Raw genomic sequence first — 16,156 nt, 5'->3', positions numbered from 1 at the left:
ACTTCTTAGCTTTACCTGATGATTTTTGACCGGAAAAACATAGATAATGACGGTTTGATAACGTTTTATAAGAAATTGTTATTGCCCCGCCTGGTTGAAGAGAAGATGTTAATTCTGCTCAGGCAGGGCCGTATTGGTAAATGGTTCTCTGGCATAGGCCAGGAAGCTATCTCTGTAGGCAGTACAATGGCCTTAAATGCCGATGAATATATCCTGCCGATGCACCGTAACCTGGGTGTGTTTACCTCACGTAACATTCCTGTTTCACGCTTAATGGCCCAGTGGCAGGGAAAGGCTTCGGGTTTTACAAAAGGCCGCGACCGTTCCTTCCATTTCGGCACGCAGGAGTTTAAAATTATCGGCATGATATCGCACCTTGGCCCGCAGCTGGCTTTGGCCGATGGGATTGCCCTTGCTGATAAACTAAGAAATGATAAAAAAGTAACTTTGGTTTATACCGGCGAAGGTGCCACCAGTGAAGGCGATTTTCACGAAGCACTAAATATTGCCGCCGTTTGGGACCTGCCCGTTATTTTCCTGATAGAGAACAACGGCTACGGCCTGTCTACCCCCACCAATGAGCAATACCGTTGCGCAGCACTGGTTGATAAAGCCATAGGCTATGGTATAGAAGGCCGCCGTATTGATGGCAACAATATATTAGAGGTTTATCATACCATAAAAGAGCTTGCAGAAGAGCTAAGGGAAAATCCGCGTCCGGTACTTATCGAGTGTATGACCTTCAGAATGCGCGGACACGAAGAGGCATCGGGCACCAAGTACGTACCACAGCATTTGTTTGACGAGTGGAAACAGAAAGATCCGCTTGATTGCTTCGAAAAGTTTTTGCTGGATGAAGGTGTGCTTCGCCCGGAGTGGGTGCCCTATCTAAGAAATGAATTTACTACGCTGATAGATGCCGAAGTTGAAAGGGTTTTCAGCGAGCCCGATATTATACCGCATGTGCAAACCGAAGTGCAGGCTATGTACCGCCTGTATAACACAGCTACACATATCACATCTGAAGTTAGCACCAACAAACGCTACATTGATGCCATAAGTGACGGGCTGAGGCAAAGCATGCGAATGCACCCTAACCTGGTTATTATGGGTCAGGATATTGCCGAGTATGGCGGTGCCTTTAAAATAACACAGGGCTTTTTAGAAGAATTTGGTAAAGACCGCATCCGTAATACACCTATTTGTGAATCGGGCGTAGTAGGCACAGCTATGGGGCTTGCATTAAATGGCTACAAGGCCATTGTTGAAATGCAGTTTGCCGATTTTGTAAGTTGCGGTTTTAATCAAATAGTGAACAACCTGGCCAAAACCTATTACCGCTGGGGCCAAACGGTTGATGTAGTTGTCCGTATGCCGGCAGGTGGTGGTACTGGCGCAGGGCCGTTCCATTCGCAAACCAATGAGGCCTGGTTCACCAAAACACCCGGCCTGAAAGTAGTTTACCCGGCTTTTCCTGATGATGCCAAGGGTTTGCTAATGGCATCCGTAGATGATCCGAACCCGGTAATATTTTTTGAACATAAAGCCCTATACCGCAGCATGAGCGGCAATGTACCTGATGATGATTATTATGTTGAGATAGGCAAAGCCCGTGTTGTACGCGAAGGCACCAAAGCCAGTATCATTACCTTTGGGCTTGGAGTTCATTGGGCTATTGAGTATGCCGATAATCACCCCGATCAATCTATAGAAATAGTTGACCTGCGCAGCCTGCAGCCTTGGGATAAGGAAGCGGTTGTAAAAAGCGTGCAGAAAACATCGAAGGTGCTGGTATTGCACGAAGATACGCTCACCAGTGGCTTCGGCGGCGAGATAGCTGCCTATATAGGAGAACATTGCTTTAAATACCTTGACGGGCCTGTAATGCGCTGCGCCAGCCTTGATACTGCCATCCCCATGAACAAAGCGCTTGAGGACCAGTTTTTAGCCAAAGCACGCCTGGAAGAGGCGATGGAAACATTATTAAAATTTTAATTGCAAACAGCACCCGGGGCAGGGTAGTACAATCTATCTTCACTATCCCCCAACAATCCCGGTTAATAATAGTTAATGGTTTTATGAATAAAATTATTAATAACATCATCCATTTACCGGTAAATCATAATGTATATGGTGATGTTTCTATACAAACCCTTCTTGATCAAACCGGCTATAATGATCATTATAAAGAGGTAACTGTAAAAGACATTTTATTCGCGCTTAATGCAAACCCTGTATTAGCAGATAACTGGCTGATTTATTCGTCAGATAAAAGAAGTGATTCTGGCTGGTACATTTTAGATACCGGCGACGGCAAATACCAGGTAGGTTTTTATCCCGAAACGGACGAGATCCCCGTAAGAACCTACACCGACCTAAATAAGGCTTGCGCTATTTTCATTAAGCAGGAGCTGGAATCCATCAGGTTAAGTTTTTAATTCCTCTCCTCTATCACCTCCACCTCGGCAACAGGGCTAAACAGGTAAACTCTACGGGTACTTATCTCGATACATTTATAGCGTTTGCGCAGTTTCTCTTCCTTGCGGAATATACGGCCATCCTTTAGCTTAAATAAGGCTTTTAGGGGAAGTTTCTCTACCGTGTGCACAGATTCCTTCGGCGCATCGTATTTGCGCAGAGAGCGGTACAGGGTGAGGTCGGAGCAGCTGGATGCAGCAGGGTTATTAAGGTAACCTGTAATGGCCTGCTTTACATCCGGCGGGAATACATCCTTCTCAAAAAAAGGCTGCATCATTTTTTTAAAATTGTTCTTCCACTCGGTGCCGTGGGGCTTTGCTTTTTGCTTATGCTCATTCCAGGTATGTAAGTGCGCAAACTCGTGCACGGTGGTTACCAGGAAAGCGTAAGGGTTCAAATCAAAATTTACAGATATGCGGTGCCCTTTGCCTGCATAGGGGGCGCGGTAATCGCCAAACTTGGTACCGCGGTTACGCGATATTTTAAATTCACACTTAAAGTAATCTATCCAGCGGCCAATAAGTGGTGCCGCATCAGGCGGAAGATATTTTTCTAATACTTTTACTTTATCCAATTGCTACCTCTGTATCAAAGATAAGGGTTTAGGCGTAAACGTGAAAGGCCAAAGCCTAAAGCTTAAGCTACGCTGACAAAAGCCGTCTGCTTTAAGCGTTCAACTACTTCAACAAATGATATGCTAAAAACGCAGCTCCGTAAGCCAGTACAGTCATGTAAGCAAATTGCGCGGCGGGCCAGCGCCAGTCTTTTGTTTCACGGTAAACAACGGCTACAGTGCTGGCGCACTGCATGGCAAAGGCGTAAAACATCATCAAAGAAAAGGCCACGCCAAGCGTAAATACAGGGCCGCCCGTATTGGGGTTTTTAGCGTTACGCATTTTATCCTGTACGGAGTCTATCCGATCGGCATCGCCATCAACACTGTAAATGGTGGCCATGGTGCCTACAAACACTTCGCGTGCGGCAAATGAGGTGATGAGCGCTATACCTATCTTCCAGTCGAAGCCTAATGGTTTGATAACCGGCTCGATAGTATGGCCTAAAACACCGGCGTATGAGTTCTCCAGTTTTTCGGTAGATATAACCCTCGCCAGGCTATCCGGTGTCATGGTTTTGGTGTATTTCGGCTGGCTGTAGGTTTGCTCTATCTTTTTAAACCTGTCGCCCGGGCCATATGATGACAGCACCCACAATATTACCGATACGGCAATAATAACTTTACCCGCCTGCAGTACAAAAGTTTTTGAGCGCTCGTACATCGAGAACAGCACGTTGTTCCACCTTGGCATACGGTAAACGGGCAGCTCCATAATAAAATAACCACGCTCGCGGGCCTTCAACACAAATTTCATTACGTAGGCCACAATAACAGCCGATAGCAGGCTTAAAACATACATGCCAGTTAAGGCCAGGCCTTGCAGGTTAAATATCCACCAAACATTTTTGTGGGGCACTACAAGCGATATTAGTAAGGTATAAACCGGTAAACGTGCAGAGCAGGCCACTAATGGGGTTACCATAATGGTGATCATCCTGTCCTTCCAGTTTTCGATCGTGCGGGTACTCATGATGGATGGCACGGCGCAGGCAAAACCACCAATAAGCGGCACTACCGATTTACCGTTCAAGCCAACCTTCCGCATAATTTTATCCATCATAAACGTAACACGCGACATGTAGCCCGTATCTTCCAATATAGATATGAAAGCAAACAGGATGGCTATCTGTGGGATAAATACCATTACACCGCTCAGGCCGGCAACAACGCCGTCTATCAGCAGGTCGGCAAGCGGGCCGCCGGGTAATACGTGGCGCAGGCCGCCTTCAATCCAAACAAAAAGGTCTTCTATCAGCGACATAGGGTACGCCGACCAGGCAAATATCGATTGGAACATGAACAGCAATACGCTCATGAAAATAATAAACCCGAACACCCTATGGGTTAATATCTTATCAATCTTATTACTTATCGATTCATCGTGCGCGGTTACGGGCGTGTGCACCGTATCATACAATACATCGTTAATGTAGTTGTAGCGCGCTATGGTTTCACTGGCCTGTGCTTTTTGCGAGTGGAAAGAGTATTCCTTTTCCAATTCCTCAATACGGTCGCTTTGGGCGGGCGTTAAAAATTTTAAGGTTTCGTGCTGGTGCGCCAGCTGTAGGGCAACGTATGGGTTATCGGTTTTAAACTCGCTACTAATGCTTGCTATAATTTGTGGTGCAATGGCTTTTACATCAATACTATCCTGCTGCAGCGCAAATTTATTGGCGTATGATATGATGTTTTTTAATTGTTCTATTCCTTCTAGCTTACGGGCTGATACAGGCACAATAGGCACACCCAGGCGTTGCGACAATAGCTCAACATCAATTTCTATTTTTGCCTTTTTCGCCTGGTCCATCATGTTAAGGGCAATGATAACCGGGATCTTTAAATCGGCAACCTGTGTATAAAGCAACAGGTTTCGTTTTAAATTGGTGGCATCAATAATCACTACAACCAGGTCGGGCGTAAGCTCTGTATTCTTTTCGGCCAGTACAGAAAATACAATGGATTCGTCCTTGCTTTTTGGGTAAAGGCTGTAAGTACCCGGAAGGTCGATGATCTCGGCCCGGCGGCCATCAGGAAGCTGGCTGTAACCTATTTTTTTATCAACGGTAACACCCGGAAAGTTTCCTATCTTTTGATTTAACCCGGTTAGTGCATTAAAGAGTGTCGATTTACCGGTATTTGGATTTCCTACAAGCGCTACTCTGATATCGGCTTTCAAGTGTTATAGATGTGCTATTGCAAAATTATGGTGGATGCTTCAAACTTGCGCAAACTTAGCTGGTAGCCAGACACATGAATAGCGATAGGGTCGCCAAGCGGTGCAATACGTGAAACTCTGATAGACTCGCCGGGAAGGCAACCCATTTCCATCAGCTTTACAGACATCTCAAGATCAGTAAATTCTTTTACTATTCCTGTTTCTCCTACTCCAAGCTGTTCAAGCGTCATTTGCGTAAAATTAGATTACAAATGTAAGCTTATTTATAACAAATCCAAATAAGGAGATTGTGTTGTTAACGTAAATTTTTGAAAGCCTATTGTAGTTACCTTTAATAGGCTAACTATCAATTTGTTATAGAGAATGTTCAACAAAAGTATTAAAAGTTAAAAAGGTTTTAAGACCAATTTAACCTATGTCTCTAATCAAACTATTCGCGTAGAAGTGTTAGCCGACTTTGCATTACTAAAATGCGGGCAGTTACAATCCTTTTTGAAGATGCCGCACGATGAGAGCCCTATAGTAATAATTAAAGCTGCAGACAGATATTTAACTGTTTTCATGATTGATAGCATTACTGGTTAACAATACGCCAAAAATACCCATACAACTGCCAATGGTATCTGCCAGCAGGTCATTCCAATCGCCACTGCGCCAGGTAAAAACGCGCATTTGCAAATATTCTATCAAAGCGCCATAACTTATCAACACCACTGTGTTTTTCATAGCAATTGCTATACGAATGCTTCGTGTTTGCCATTTGCGGATGCTGCCATAGCAGTATAATACAGAAAGCACAAAAAACAATACGCAATGCACAAGCTTATCAAAACCTGGGAAAAACAAATCAGGAGGGCCGGGCGCACTAAACGGCACAGCACATATAATTAAAATAAATAAGGCCCACAAAATTGCAGGCCCGTAATATTTTAGCGTTTGTTTCATTTATTGGCCAATAACGCCTTTATAAGCATCTGCATCTAAAAGTTTTTCTACGTCTGCCGGGTTGGTCAATTTTATCTTTACCATCCAGCCATCGCCATATGGGTCAGAGTTAACCAGTTCGGGCTGGCTATCCAGTTTTTCGTTCACCTCAAGGATGGTTCCGTCAACCGGCATAAACAAGTCTGATACTGTTTTAACAGCTTCAACAGTTCCAAAAACCGATTCTTTTGTAACGTCCTGGCCAACAGTATTTATATCGATGTAAACTATATCACCTAATTCGCCCTGGGCAAACTCGGTTATACCAATGTAAGCCTCATCACCTTCAACTCTTATCCACTCGTGGTCGCTTGTGTATTTTAACTCTGCAGGAAAATTCATATTGATTGATTTATGTCTTCAAAAATAATAAAACTTTAAGGGATATCAACAACAAGCACAATTTTAACACATGCATAATTAATGTAGTGGCAACAAACCAATTGGCGTAAATTTTGTTAACTAATAATATAAAAACAAAAACACCTATCTAAAATGAAAAAATTAAGTTTAGTGGCAATGATGGCTGTTGCAGCCTTATCATTCCAGGCATGTAACAATGCCGCAAAAGACAGTAAAGAAACTGCTGACAGTGTAAATGCCGTAAAAGACACCACAACAAACGGATCTACCGGTATTGCCGTGGATGCTAATGATGCAAAATTTGCTACAGATGCAGCCAACGCAGGCATGGCCGAAGTAGCGGCTGGTAAAGTGGCTTCAGAAAAAGCGACGAACCCACAGGTTAAAGAATTTGCTGCTATGATGGTTACCGACCATACCAAGGCAAATGACGAATTGATGGAAATTGCCAAGAAAAAGAATATCACTTTACCGGTAGCCCCCGATGCTGACCACCAAAAAATGCTGACCGATATGTCGGCAAAAACAGGTAAAGATTTTGACAAGGCGTATGTTGATGCCATGGTTGACGGGCATAAAAAAGTAGCATCAATGTTAGAAGATGCGTCAAAAAATTGCAAAGATACCGACCTGATGGCTTTTGCCACCAAGACATTGCCTACAGTTAAAGAACACTTGGCTAAAATTGAAGCGATACAAAAAAGCATGAAATAAGCTGGTCTTATTATAAAGAAGAGGGGATAGGTGTAAGCCTATCCCTTTTTTATTTTAGATAATTTATGTTGATACCTGTTAATATGATAAATTTACCACCATGGCAGCACCAATAGTTACAGGCCTAATGGCCTACGGCATGTCGGGCAGGATTTTTCATGCCCCATTTATCAGTACCAACCCGGGCTTTAAGCTTAAAGCGATAGTTGAACGCAGCCAAAAAAAGGCCGCCGATATTTATCCGGACATTATTAGCTATAACAACATTGATGAGTTGTTAAATGATGATGAGATAGAACTTGTTATTGTAAACACCCCAAGCAACCTGCATTTTGAGCACGCCATGATGGCCATGAAAGCCGGTAAACACGTACTGCTTGAAAAACCAGCAGCTGCAACATCGGCACAGGTTAAAGAGTTGTTTGATACAGCCCGCAAGCTAAACAAACACCTCATGGTTTACCAAAACCGCCGATACGATAGCGGCTTTTTATCAACTAAAGAAGTAATAGAAAGCGGCCGCCTGGGTAATTTAATAGAAGTTACTTTCAGGATGGACAGGTACAAAACGGCAATAGGCGTAAAATCATTTAAAGAAACCAAGGGCGTACCGGCCGGTGGTTTGGTGTATGACCTTGGAGCACATTTAATTGATAACACTATCGCGTTATTTGGCAAACCTATCTCGTTCCATAAAACAACGGGCATCTACCGTGAGGGTTCTGAAGTGCCCGATTACTTCCATTACCATTTAATATATCCAAATCAGCTTAACGTTTATTTAACATCGGGCCTGCAAATTGCCGGTGATACACCGGGCTTCTGGATAAACGGCACTTTAGGTAGTTTTATTAAAAACCGCACCGACGTACAGGAAGCACAACTTGATAGAGGCATGATGCCAACCGATCCGGCTTATGGAATTGAGCCTGCCGGTAATGAGGGCCAATTAATAACAGCAGGTGTAGACAACCAAAAAAGTACCGAAGCTGTACCTTCGCAAAAGGGCGATTACAATGAAATATTTAATGCAGTTTATCATACAATTCGCGATAATGCGTTATTCCCTGTAACAGAAGAACATATTGCCTGGCAGCTGGAACTGCTGGAGGCTTAATTAATTTTCTAAATGACGATAAAACAAATGAAAAGACTTATATTTCTATTACTTGCGGTAATAGCCGGCTTTGCATGCACACAGGCACAAACTATACCGCTTACCATTCCCCCGTATAAAATATTAACAACTAAAGACCAAAACCTTACCCCGGCAGACCTGGTAAAGAACAAACCTGTAATGATCATTTATTTTGCGCCGGACTGCCCCCACTGCCAAAAACTGATCAATGACATGAAGCCATCCATGGCTAAATTCAAAAACATACAGGTGATAATGATAACGTTTACCGATATCCGAATGGTTAAGACCTTTGAGAATGATTACGGCTTAAAAGCTTATCCGAACTTTGTTTTGGGTACCGAAGGCTACACCTACACCGTACAGCGCTTTTACCAACTTAAACATACACCGTTTGTGGCCATTTATGGTAAAAACGGCCAGTTGGTACAGTCATTTGAGAAACAACCCGAAGCGAGCGACCTGTTAGCGGCGATCAAGAAAGTTTAAGGCCGATTTGACTTTTATAACAAAGCCCGATTGCAAATGCAGCCGGGCTTTTATTTTTTAAAATAGTATTTATAGCTTATTCGCCACCGGCGTGATCGTGTGCGTGCTCCTCGCGGAACAGTTTTGCGCTGAAGAAATCGTTATTCATGAACGCGATGTTGTTCAGGCTGATCTCTTTAGGGCACTCTGCTTCGCAGGCACCGGTATTGGTACAGTTACCAAAACCTTCTTCGTCCATTTGGGCAACCATGGCTTGTACGCGGCTATAACGCTCTGTCTGGCCTTGTGGCAGTAACCCTAACTGGGTAATTTTTGCTGAGGTGAATAACATAGCCGATGCATTTTTACAAGCAGCAACGCAGGCCCCGCAACCAATACAGGTAGCCGAGTTGAAAGCCTCGTCGGCAATAACCTTAGGGATTGGGATGATGTTGGCATCGGGCACACCACCGGTATTTACCGATACGTAACCACCTGCCTGCTGGATGCGGTCGAAAGCTGAACGGTCTGTCGCCAGATCCTTCACTATCGGGAACGCAGCCGAACGCCATGGCTCGATAGTAATGGTCTCACCATCGTTAAAGGTACGCATGTGCAACTGGCAGGTTGTAATGGCTTTTTTAGGGCCGTGCGGGTGGCCGTTAATATATAATGAGCAAGAACCGCAAATACCTTCGCGGCAGTCATGATCAAAATAGATAGGCTCCTCGTTTTTACGGGTAAGGCTTTCGTTCACCACGTCAAGCATTTCCAGAAAAGACATATCCGGCGAAATATTTTCGGCCTTATAGGTCACAAACTTGCCCGGTGTTTGTGTGTTTTTTTGGCGCCATACTTTCAGCGTCAGGTTCATGTGTCCACTCATTGTTTTGAGATTAGTGAGTAGCTGATTAAGTTAAGTGGTGAGTGGTTTTAACCATTCCCTATTAAACTCAATCAACCATTCTCCTATTTATAACTACGTTGTGTTAACTTAACATTTTCAAAAATCAGCTCTTCTTTGTGCAGCACTTCTTCCTGGTTTTCACCGGTAAATTCCCATGCTGATACAAAAGCGAAGTTGTCGTCATCGCGTAAGGCTTCGCCTTCTTCTGTTTGCGACTCCAGGCGGAAGTGTCCACCGCATGATTCTCGACGGTTTAACGCATCGGTAACCATCAGTTCGCCAAGCTCAATAAAATCAGCAACACGGCCTGCTCTTTCAAGGGCAGCATTCACTTCTTCGTTTTCGCCGGTTACAATAGCGTTCTTCCAAAAATCGGCTTTCAGCTCTTTTATCATCGCCTTAGCTTTGGTCAAACCTTCTTCGGTACGTGCCATTCCGCAGTACTCCCACATAATGTGGCCAAGCTCGCGGTGGTATTCAACAACTGTTTTAGTGCCTTTAAGGGCAAGCAATTTGTTGTTGTATGCAATAACATCCTGTTTGGTTTTCTCAAAAGCAGGGTGATTTTTATCAACAGGCTTCGGCCCTATGGTTGCAAGGTAATCGCCCAGTGTGTAAGGGATTACAAAGTAACCGTCAGATAAGCCCTGCATCAGTGCTGATGCACCAAGGCGGTTTGCACCGTGGTCGCTAAAGTTACATTCGCCCATGGCGTATAAACCCGGTACGTTTGTGCTTAAATTATAATCAACCCAAAGGCCGCCCATTGTATAGTGTACCGCCGGGTAAATGCGCATTGGCTGTTTGTACGGGTTCTCGTCCGTAATTTGCAGGTACATGTCAAACAAGTTACCATATTTAGCGCGTACAGTATCTTCGCCTAAACGTTGTATGGCTTCGGCAAAATCAAGGTAAACAGCTAAGCCGGTTGTACCTACACCCTTGCCCTCGTCAGACATTTCTTTGGCATTACGTGATGCCACATCGCGCGGTACAAGGTTACCGAATGACGGATATTTTCTTTCCAGGAAGTAATCCCTGTCTTCTTCTTTTACATCAGAAGCACTGATCTCTTTCTTTTGAAGTTTTTGTGCTATCTCAACCGTTTTTGGTGCCCAGACACGGCCATCGTTACGTAACGATTCAGACATCAGCGTAAGCTTGCTCTGGTGATCGCCGGTAACCGGTATACAGGTTGGGTGGATCTGGGTATAGCAAGGGTTGGCAAAGTATGCACCACGTTTGTGGGCGCGCCACGCTGCAGTTACGTTAGATCCGATTGCGTTTGTTGACAGGTAGAACACGTTACCATAACCGCCTGTAGCTAATAGCACAGCATGACCGGCATGTGTTTCAATCTCGCCGGTTTTTAAGTTACGGGTGATGATACCTTTGGCATGGCCGTCAATAACAACCACATCAAGCATCTCTGTACGGGTGTACATTTTTACTTTACCCAGGTGGATCTGGCGGTTCAATGCCGAATACGCACCTAATAAAAGCTGTTGCCCTGTTTGGCCACGGGCATAAAACGTACGTGACACCTGCGAACCACCGAATGAACGGTTATCCAATAAGCCGCCATATTCGCGGGCAAATGGTACGCCTTGTGCAACGCACTGGTCAATGATATTTACAGATACCTCTGCCAGGCGGTAAACGTTGCCTTCGCGGGCGCGGTAATCACCACCTTTAATAGTATCGTAAAAAAGGCGATAAACGCTATCGCCATCGTTTTGATAATTTTTTGCAGCGTTAATACCACCCTGTGCAGCAATAGAGTGCGCACGGCGTGGGCTATCCTGAAAGCAAAATGATTTAACGTTATAACCAAGCTCGGCCAGTGATGCCGCCGCAGATGCGCCGGCTAAACCTGTACCTACAACAATAACATCGTACTTACGCTTATTGGAAGGGTTAACCAGCTTTAAATTAAATTTATGCTTGCTCCATTTTTCGGCTAATGGGCCTTGCGGAATTTTAGCATCTAAACTCATTTCAAATATTATTTAGCGTAAACTTTATAAACTCTTTAAGTAATATATAATCGGCATTAGGGCGAAGCCTATCGGTATAATAACCGCAAACAGCCAGGTGCCGAAGAAGTAAACAATAGGTGTGTACTTTTTATGTACCCAGCCCAGCGTACGGAACGCGCTTTGAAAGCCATGCAACAGGTGGAATGACACCGCGCCCATTGCTATTACATAGAATGCAACATACCATAAATGGCTAAAGCTGCTTTGGATGCGTGCATGCAGGTCTTTTACACGTACTATCTCTACATTGTTCTCGGTAGAGATCGACCTTTCAAAATCGGCAACCTGGGGGGTGTAATCAGATACCGTGGTTTCGTTTGTAGCCAGATTGGTGCGGTACTCTTTAAAGCCTAAAATGTTGTTGTACTTGTAGGTAAACCAAAAATCGCCCATGTGTATTACAATGAACAATAGCAGGATAGAACCCAATAAGCCCATGTTTTTTGATGACCATGAGGCATCCGACTTTGGCTGCACGGCATAACCCACCGGCCTTGCCCTGCGGTTTTTAATAGTTAACACCAGGGCATAAACAGCATGCACTATTATAGATAGGTACAGCAAATAGGCTATAACTTCTATAGGAGGAAAATGCGTTAAGAAATTTGCGTAGCTGTTAAATGCAAAGCCCTGGTCGTCTTTAAATAATAAAAGGTTACCGCCAAGGTGCACAATTAAGAAAGTACACAAAAACAAGCCAGTTAAAGCCATGATCAGCTTCTTTCCCAGTGATGAGTTAAAGGTTTGTTTAAATTCGCTCATTATTGATCAGATTTATTTACGCAAAAGTACCAAAAGATAGAAATGGTTTCGGCTTAAAGGAATGATATTGATTATTTAGAAACAGTCTAAGCAAGTTATAGAAATGTAAGCCGTTTCGGCGGAAATTATTTTTATAAATAATTTATGGAATATGCTTTTGTATTGCATCCTACAGGAAACAAGCAATACGATGAAAGCACAGACCAGATCACTATTATGTTTCCTGCTATTATTAATTATCAGCTCAACAATTGTAAAAGCACAATCGCCGCAAATTACTGTTGATGGCCAGAGCAATACCGGTGTAAAACTGCAGCAGTTGAAAATTGACGTAGCCGTGTATGGCAATATAAGTCGCACAACATGGCAAATGACGTTTTACAACTCCACCTCGCGCGTTTTGGAGTGCACACTCACCTTCCCGCTAAAGGATGGGGTTAATATTAGCCGGTACGCCCTTGATATTAACGGCAAAATGCGTGAGGCTGTACCGGTAGACAGGGGTAAGGGCACAGTAGTTTTTGAATCGATAGAACGTCGCCGGATTGACCCGGGATTGCTGGAGAAAGTAGCGGGTAATACCTTCCGTACCCGCATCTATCCGCTTAATCCTAATAGTACCCGCACCATTATTATTGGATACGAAGAAGAGATCCCGATGGCAGATAACGGGGTGCTTAAATTTAATTTGCCTCTCAATTTAAAAGATACGGTGCAAAAGTTTTCCCTGAATGCATCTGTAATACAAAGCGCGACTGTGCCTCTTACCGATAATGCGGATGAACTTAAGTTTAACGCGCATCAAAACACCTATACGGCATCGGTAGAAAAAACAAACTACGTTCCGGACCACGCCCTGTCATTTTCCATCCCTAAACCTGCCGATGCAATCGGGGTAATGCTACAGCAGCTTGGCAACAAATACTACTATTTTGTAAACACAATTATCCCTGCCAAACAAATTGAAAAGTCCCTGCCAAAACGTATTGCTTTATTGTGGGATGCATCGCTAAGCGGCGCAAACCGGGATATTAACAAAGAGCTTTCATTTTTAGCAAACTACACCGAACAAAATAGCGATGCAGAGCTTACACTGATAACCTTTAGCAACAAAGTTTTAAAAACCAGGGTGTACTCCCTAAAAAACAGCTGGGCGGCTTTAAAGGCCGATTTAAAAAGCATGGTTTATGATGGCGCTACCGATCTTGGCAACATCGACCTATCGAAATACAATGCCGACGAATTTTTATTGATGAGCGACGGCCACCAAACCTTTGGCGATAAAACCTTAAAGCTAAACAACAAGCCCGTTTACTGCATCAATTCATCGGCCACTGCCGATTATAATAACTTAAAGCTGATCGCATTAAAATCGGGCGGGGTACTGATAGACCTTAATACCATTACCCCTGAGCAGGCGCTACAAAAAGTAATGATGCAGCCCCTGCATTTTTTAGGCATCAAAAATGGCGGAGATATTGAAGAAAGTTATCCTTCGCTACACGTTACTGTTAATGGCGCTTTTTCAGTAGCCGGTATTACCCGTAATCCAAATCAATCTGTTATTTTACAGTTTGGCTATGGCAACAAGGTGAGCGTTGAAAAAAACGTAGACCTCGACCTGCAAAAAAATGCTGTTGATAATGTTGATGTTGCCAAACTTTGGGCACAGAAAAAAATAAACGAACCGGATATTGATTATAATACCAATAAACAACCGATAGAACAACTGGGTAAACGCTTTGGCATTATAACCCGCAACACATCGCTCATTATACTGGAAACAATTAATGATTATATCCAATATGAGATTGAGCCGCCTGCAGAACTGCGTGCCGAATATAATGCCATAATGAAGCAGCGGGGCAGCAATATAAACTCCCTGCAAAGAGAAAACCTTACTACGGCCACCAATATGATGAGTGAGTTGACACGTTGGTGGAACCGGGATAACAACCCTAAACTAACCCCAAAAACCAAAAGGAAACGCGTTACTGGCGATGCCGCTTCAGTAGTCCAAATTGATGAGCCTGTTGGTAGTGCAGATGTAAGGCAGGTTGTTGAGGAAAGGAGCGCTCATGCGGCGAGTCAGCGTGTAAACCCGGGGCAACTTAACGAGGTTGTAGTGACCGGTACCAATGTACAAAGAAGAAGGGATGTAACAGGTTCGGTTAGTACCATAAATCCCCCCGGAAGCGCACAAGGCTACGATACTACTCAACCAGCAAGCCCCGATGCAATTACACATGGCTACACAAAGAATTTACCTCAAGCCTTGAATGGCATGGTTGCCGGTTTGCAAGTAAATGTAATATCGTCTGGCGCAAACCCAAACACACGCATCGTGCTAAGAGGCAACAGGTCGGTGGCCTCAAACGACAAAGCATTAGTGATTTTAGATAATATTATTGTTCCGCAGGATGTTTTGAAAAATTTAAACCCGGATGATATCGACAATATATCTGTATTGAATGGGTCAAACGCAACTGCTTTATATGGGGCGAATGCAGCGAGCGGTGCGATCATTATCACCACTAAAAGAAGCGCAGCTTCAAATGCAGATTCATTACGTAGTGGTAGTGCTGCAAAAGGTATCGATATCACTTATAAAAAAGCCGACGAGGATTATTTGAAAGTGCTTAAAAAAACGGCTAAAGAGAATCAGTATCAAAAATATTTAGAGTTGCGTGCCGGCCAAAAAAGCAATCCGGTGTATTATTTTGATGTGGCTAATTATTTCATAACAACGGGTAACCGGGAGATTGGTATACGGGTATTAAGCAACCTGGCCGAGTTAGACTTGGAGAGCTACGAATTATACAAAATGCTGGGCTATAAATTTAAACAGCTTGGTGATTTTGAAAGCGAAGTATTCGCCTTTAAAAAGGTAACCGAACTGCGCCCCTTAGACCCGCAAAGTTACCGCGATTACGGGTTGGCGCTTGCCGATGCCGGCGAATATCAAAAAGCGCTTGATGTACTTTATGCCGCCATGACAAAAAGCTACACCAACGATGCCGACAATATTTACAGAGGGATACAGGAGATCTTCCTGCCCGAAATAAATCATATTATAGCGTTGCATAAGCCGCGGCTTTCCCAGTCCGCTATCTCTAAAAAGTTTATTAAACCACTGCCGGTTGATATAAGGATTGTTATGAACTGGAACATGAACAACACCGATATTGACCTGTGGGTAACCGACCCGAATGGCGAAAAATGCTTTTACAGCCATAACCGTACCGCAGCTGGTGGCCGCATCTCGCGCGATATGACCCAGGGTTTTGGCCCCGAACAATTCATGCTGAAAAAATCCATAAAAGGCACCTACAAGATAGAGATAGATTATTATGGCGATACCCAGGCAACCATTGCGGGGCCAACAACTATTATGGCCGAGATGTACACCCATTACGGAACACCACAAGAAAAGAAAGAGATGATTGTACTGCAAATGAAAAAAGATGCCAAGGGCGGAGTATACATTGGCGACTTAGATTTTAAATAACAA

At 43.8% G+C, this 16,156-nt stretch carries 14 protein-coding genes; 6 read left to right on the top strand and 8 right to left on the bottom strand.

Annotation, left to right across the window (positions count from 1 at the left end):
• The first annotated feature begins 18 nt into the window (after positions 1-18).
• The gene (locus IDJ75_RS09170; RefSeq protein ID WP_191175328.1) at positions 19-1,995 is read left to right on the top strand and encodes an alpha-ketoacid dehydrogenase subunit alpha/beta; all 1,977 of its coding nucleotides are present in this window, start codon (positions 19-21) and stop codon (positions 1,993-1,995) included.
• A gap of 83 nt (positions 1,996-2,078) precedes the next feature.
• Positions 2,079-2,438 (top strand): hypothetical protein, encoded by a 360-nt coding sequence (locus IDJ75_RS09165; protein WP_191175327.1) that lies wholly within the window; start codon positions 2,079-2,081, stop codon positions 2,436-2,438.
• Here the strand turns inward: IDJ75_RS09165 and IDJ75_RS09160 are convergent.
• The 5 genes from IDJ75_RS09160 to gcvH form a co-directional block, all read right to left on the bottom strand.
• A complete protein-coding gene (locus tag IDJ75_RS09160) occupies positions 2,435-3,052 on the bottom strand; it encodes a SprT-like domain-containing protein (protein ID WP_191175326.1) in 618 nt (205 codons plus the stop codon). The genes IDJ75_RS09165 and IDJ75_RS09160 overlap by 4 nt on opposite strands.
• A 103-nt stretch (positions 3,053-3,155) precedes the next feature.
• Entirely contained in the window at positions 3,156-5,270 is a 2,115-nt protein-coding gene (gene feoB, locus IDJ75_RS09155; RefSeq protein WP_191175325.1) for a ferrous iron transport protein B, read from the bottom strand.
• A gap of 14 nt (positions 5,271-5,284) precedes the next feature.
• On the bottom strand, positions 5,285-5,500 hold the full coding sequence (locus tag IDJ75_RS09150; RefSeq protein ID WP_191175324.1) for a FeoA family protein: 216 nt from the start codon (positions 5,498-5,500) through the stop codon (positions 5,285-5,287).
• Positions 5,501-5,819: 319 nt separating this feature from the next.
• Positions 5,820-6,215, bottom strand: a complete 396-nt coding sequence (locus IDJ75_RS09145; protein WP_191175323.1) for a VanZ family protein — start codon at positions 6,213-6,215, stop codon at positions 5,820-5,822.
• A complete protein-coding gene (gcvH, locus tag IDJ75_RS09140; RefSeq protein WP_191175322.1) occupies positions 6,216-6,596 on the bottom strand; it encodes a glycine cleavage system protein GcvH in 381 nt (126 codons plus the stop codon).
• Between the two features lie 153 nt (positions 6,597-6,749).
• Here gcvH and IDJ75_RS09135 point away from each other — a divergent pair, with 153 nt between their 5' ends.
• From IDJ75_RS09135 to IDJ75_RS09125, 3 genes are all read left to right on the top strand, one after another.
• A complete protein-coding gene (locus tag IDJ75_RS09135; protein WP_191175321.1) occupies positions 6,750-7,331 on the top strand; it encodes a DUF4142 domain-containing protein in 582 nt (193 codons plus the stop codon).
• 100 nt (positions 7,332-7,431) lie between these two features.
• Complete coding sequence (locus IDJ75_RS09130) at positions 7,432-8,448, top strand: Gfo/Idh/MocA family oxidoreductase (RefSeq protein ID WP_191175320.1); 1,017 nt, start codon at positions 7,432-7,434, stop codon at positions 8,446-8,448.
• A gap of 27 nt (positions 8,449-8,475) precedes the next feature.
• Positions 8,476-8,958 carry a TlpA family protein disulfide reductase gene (locus tag IDJ75_RS09125; protein ID WP_191175319.1) on the top strand — a complete coding sequence of 161 codons (483 nt, stop codon included), beginning with the start codon at positions 8,476-8,478 and terminating at the stop codon, positions 8,956-8,958.
• A 76-nt stretch (positions 8,959-9,034) separates the two neighbouring features.
• Here IDJ75_RS09125 and IDJ75_RS09120 read toward each other — a convergent pair whose 3' ends face one another.
• From IDJ75_RS09120 to IDJ75_RS09110, 3 genes are all read right to left on the bottom strand, one after another.
• On the bottom strand, positions 9,035-9,823 hold the full coding sequence (locus IDJ75_RS09120; RefSeq protein ID WP_191175318.1) for a succinate dehydrogenase/fumarate reductase iron-sulfur subunit: 789 nt from the start codon (positions 9,821-9,823) through the stop codon (positions 9,035-9,037).
• Positions 9,824-9,906: 83 nt separating this feature from the next.
• Positions 9,907-11,841, bottom strand: coding sequence for a fumarate reductase/succinate dehydrogenase flavoprotein subunit (locus tag IDJ75_RS09115; protein ID WP_191175317.1), 1,935 nt, complete (start codon positions 11,839-11,841; stop codon positions 9,907-9,909).
• 24 nt (positions 11,842-11,865) lie between these two features.
• Complete coding sequence (locus IDJ75_RS09110) at positions 11,866-12,645, bottom strand: succinate dehydrogenase cytochrome b subunit (protein ID WP_191175316.1); 780 nt, start codon at positions 12,643-12,645, stop codon at positions 11,866-11,868.
• Positions 12,646-12,835: 190 nt separating this feature from the next.
• On the opposite strand from IDJ75_RS09110, the gene IDJ75_RS09105 reads away from it, so the two are divergent.
• Complete coding sequence (locus IDJ75_RS09105) at positions 12,836-16,153, top strand: VIT domain-containing protein (RefSeq protein WP_191175315.1); 3,318 nt, start codon at positions 12,836-12,838, stop codon at positions 16,151-16,153.
• Positions 16,154-16,156: the final 3 nt, after the last annotated feature.

This window comes from Mucilaginibacter rigui (genome assembly GCF_014773275.1).
Taxonomy (GTDB): domain Bacteria; phylum Bacteroidota; class Bacteroidia; order Sphingobacteriales; family Sphingobacteriaceae; genus Mucilaginibacter; species Mucilaginibacter rigui_A.
The sequence above is the reverse complement of the archived record's forward strand: the minus strand, read 5'-3'. Positions and strand labels throughout refer to the sequence as shown.

What these genes read in the sequence shown, in the direction of transcription:
- IDJ75_RS09170 (WP_191175328.1), top strand. Translation starts at nt 19, where the DNA reads ATGATTTTTGACCGGAAAAACATAGATAATGACGGTTTGATAACGTTT.
- IDJ75_RS09165 (WP_191175327.1), top strand. Translation starts at nt 2,079, where the DNA reads ATGAATAAAATTATTAATAACATCATCCATTTACCGGTAAATCATAAT.
- IDJ75_RS09150 (WP_191175324.1), bottom strand. Translation starts at nt 5,500, where the DNA reads ATGACGCTTGAACAGCTTGGAGTAGGAGAAACAGGAATAGTAAAAGAA.
- IDJ75_RS09145 (WP_191175323.1), bottom strand. Translation starts at nt 6,215, where the DNA reads ATGAAACAAACGCTAAAATATTACGGGCCTGCAATTTTGTGGGCCTTA.
- gcvH (WP_191175322.1), bottom strand. Translation starts at nt 6,596, where the DNA reads ATGAATTTTCCTGCAGAGTTAAAATACACAAGCGACCACGAGTGGATA.
- IDJ75_RS09135 (WP_191175321.1), top strand. Translation starts at nt 6,750, where the DNA reads ATGAAAAAATTAAGTTTAGTGGCAATGATGGCTGTTGCAGCCTTATCA.
- IDJ75_RS09130 (WP_191175320.1), top strand. Translation starts at nt 7,432, where the DNA reads ATGGCAGCACCAATAGTTACAGGCCTAATGGCCTACGGCATGTCGGGC.
- IDJ75_RS09125 (WP_191175319.1), top strand. Translation starts at nt 8,476, where the DNA reads ATGAAAAGACTTATATTTCTATTACTTGCGGTAATAGCCGGCTTTGCA.
- IDJ75_RS09120 (WP_191175318.1), bottom strand. Translation starts at nt 9,823, where the DNA reads ATGAGTGGACACATGAACCTGACGCTGAAAGTATGGCGCCAAAAAAAC.
- IDJ75_RS09115 (WP_191175317.1), bottom strand. Translation starts at nt 11,841, where the DNA reads ATGAGTTTAGATGCTAAAATTCCGCAAGGCCCATTAGCCGAAAAATGG.
- IDJ75_RS09110 (WP_191175316.1), bottom strand. Translation starts at nt 12,645, where the DNA reads ATGAGCGAATTTAAACAAACCTTTAACTCATCACTGGGAAAGAAGCTG.
- IDJ75_RS09105 (WP_191175315.1), top strand. Translation starts at nt 12,836, where the DNA reads ATGAAAGCACAGACCAGATCACTATTATGTTTCCTGCTATTATTAATT.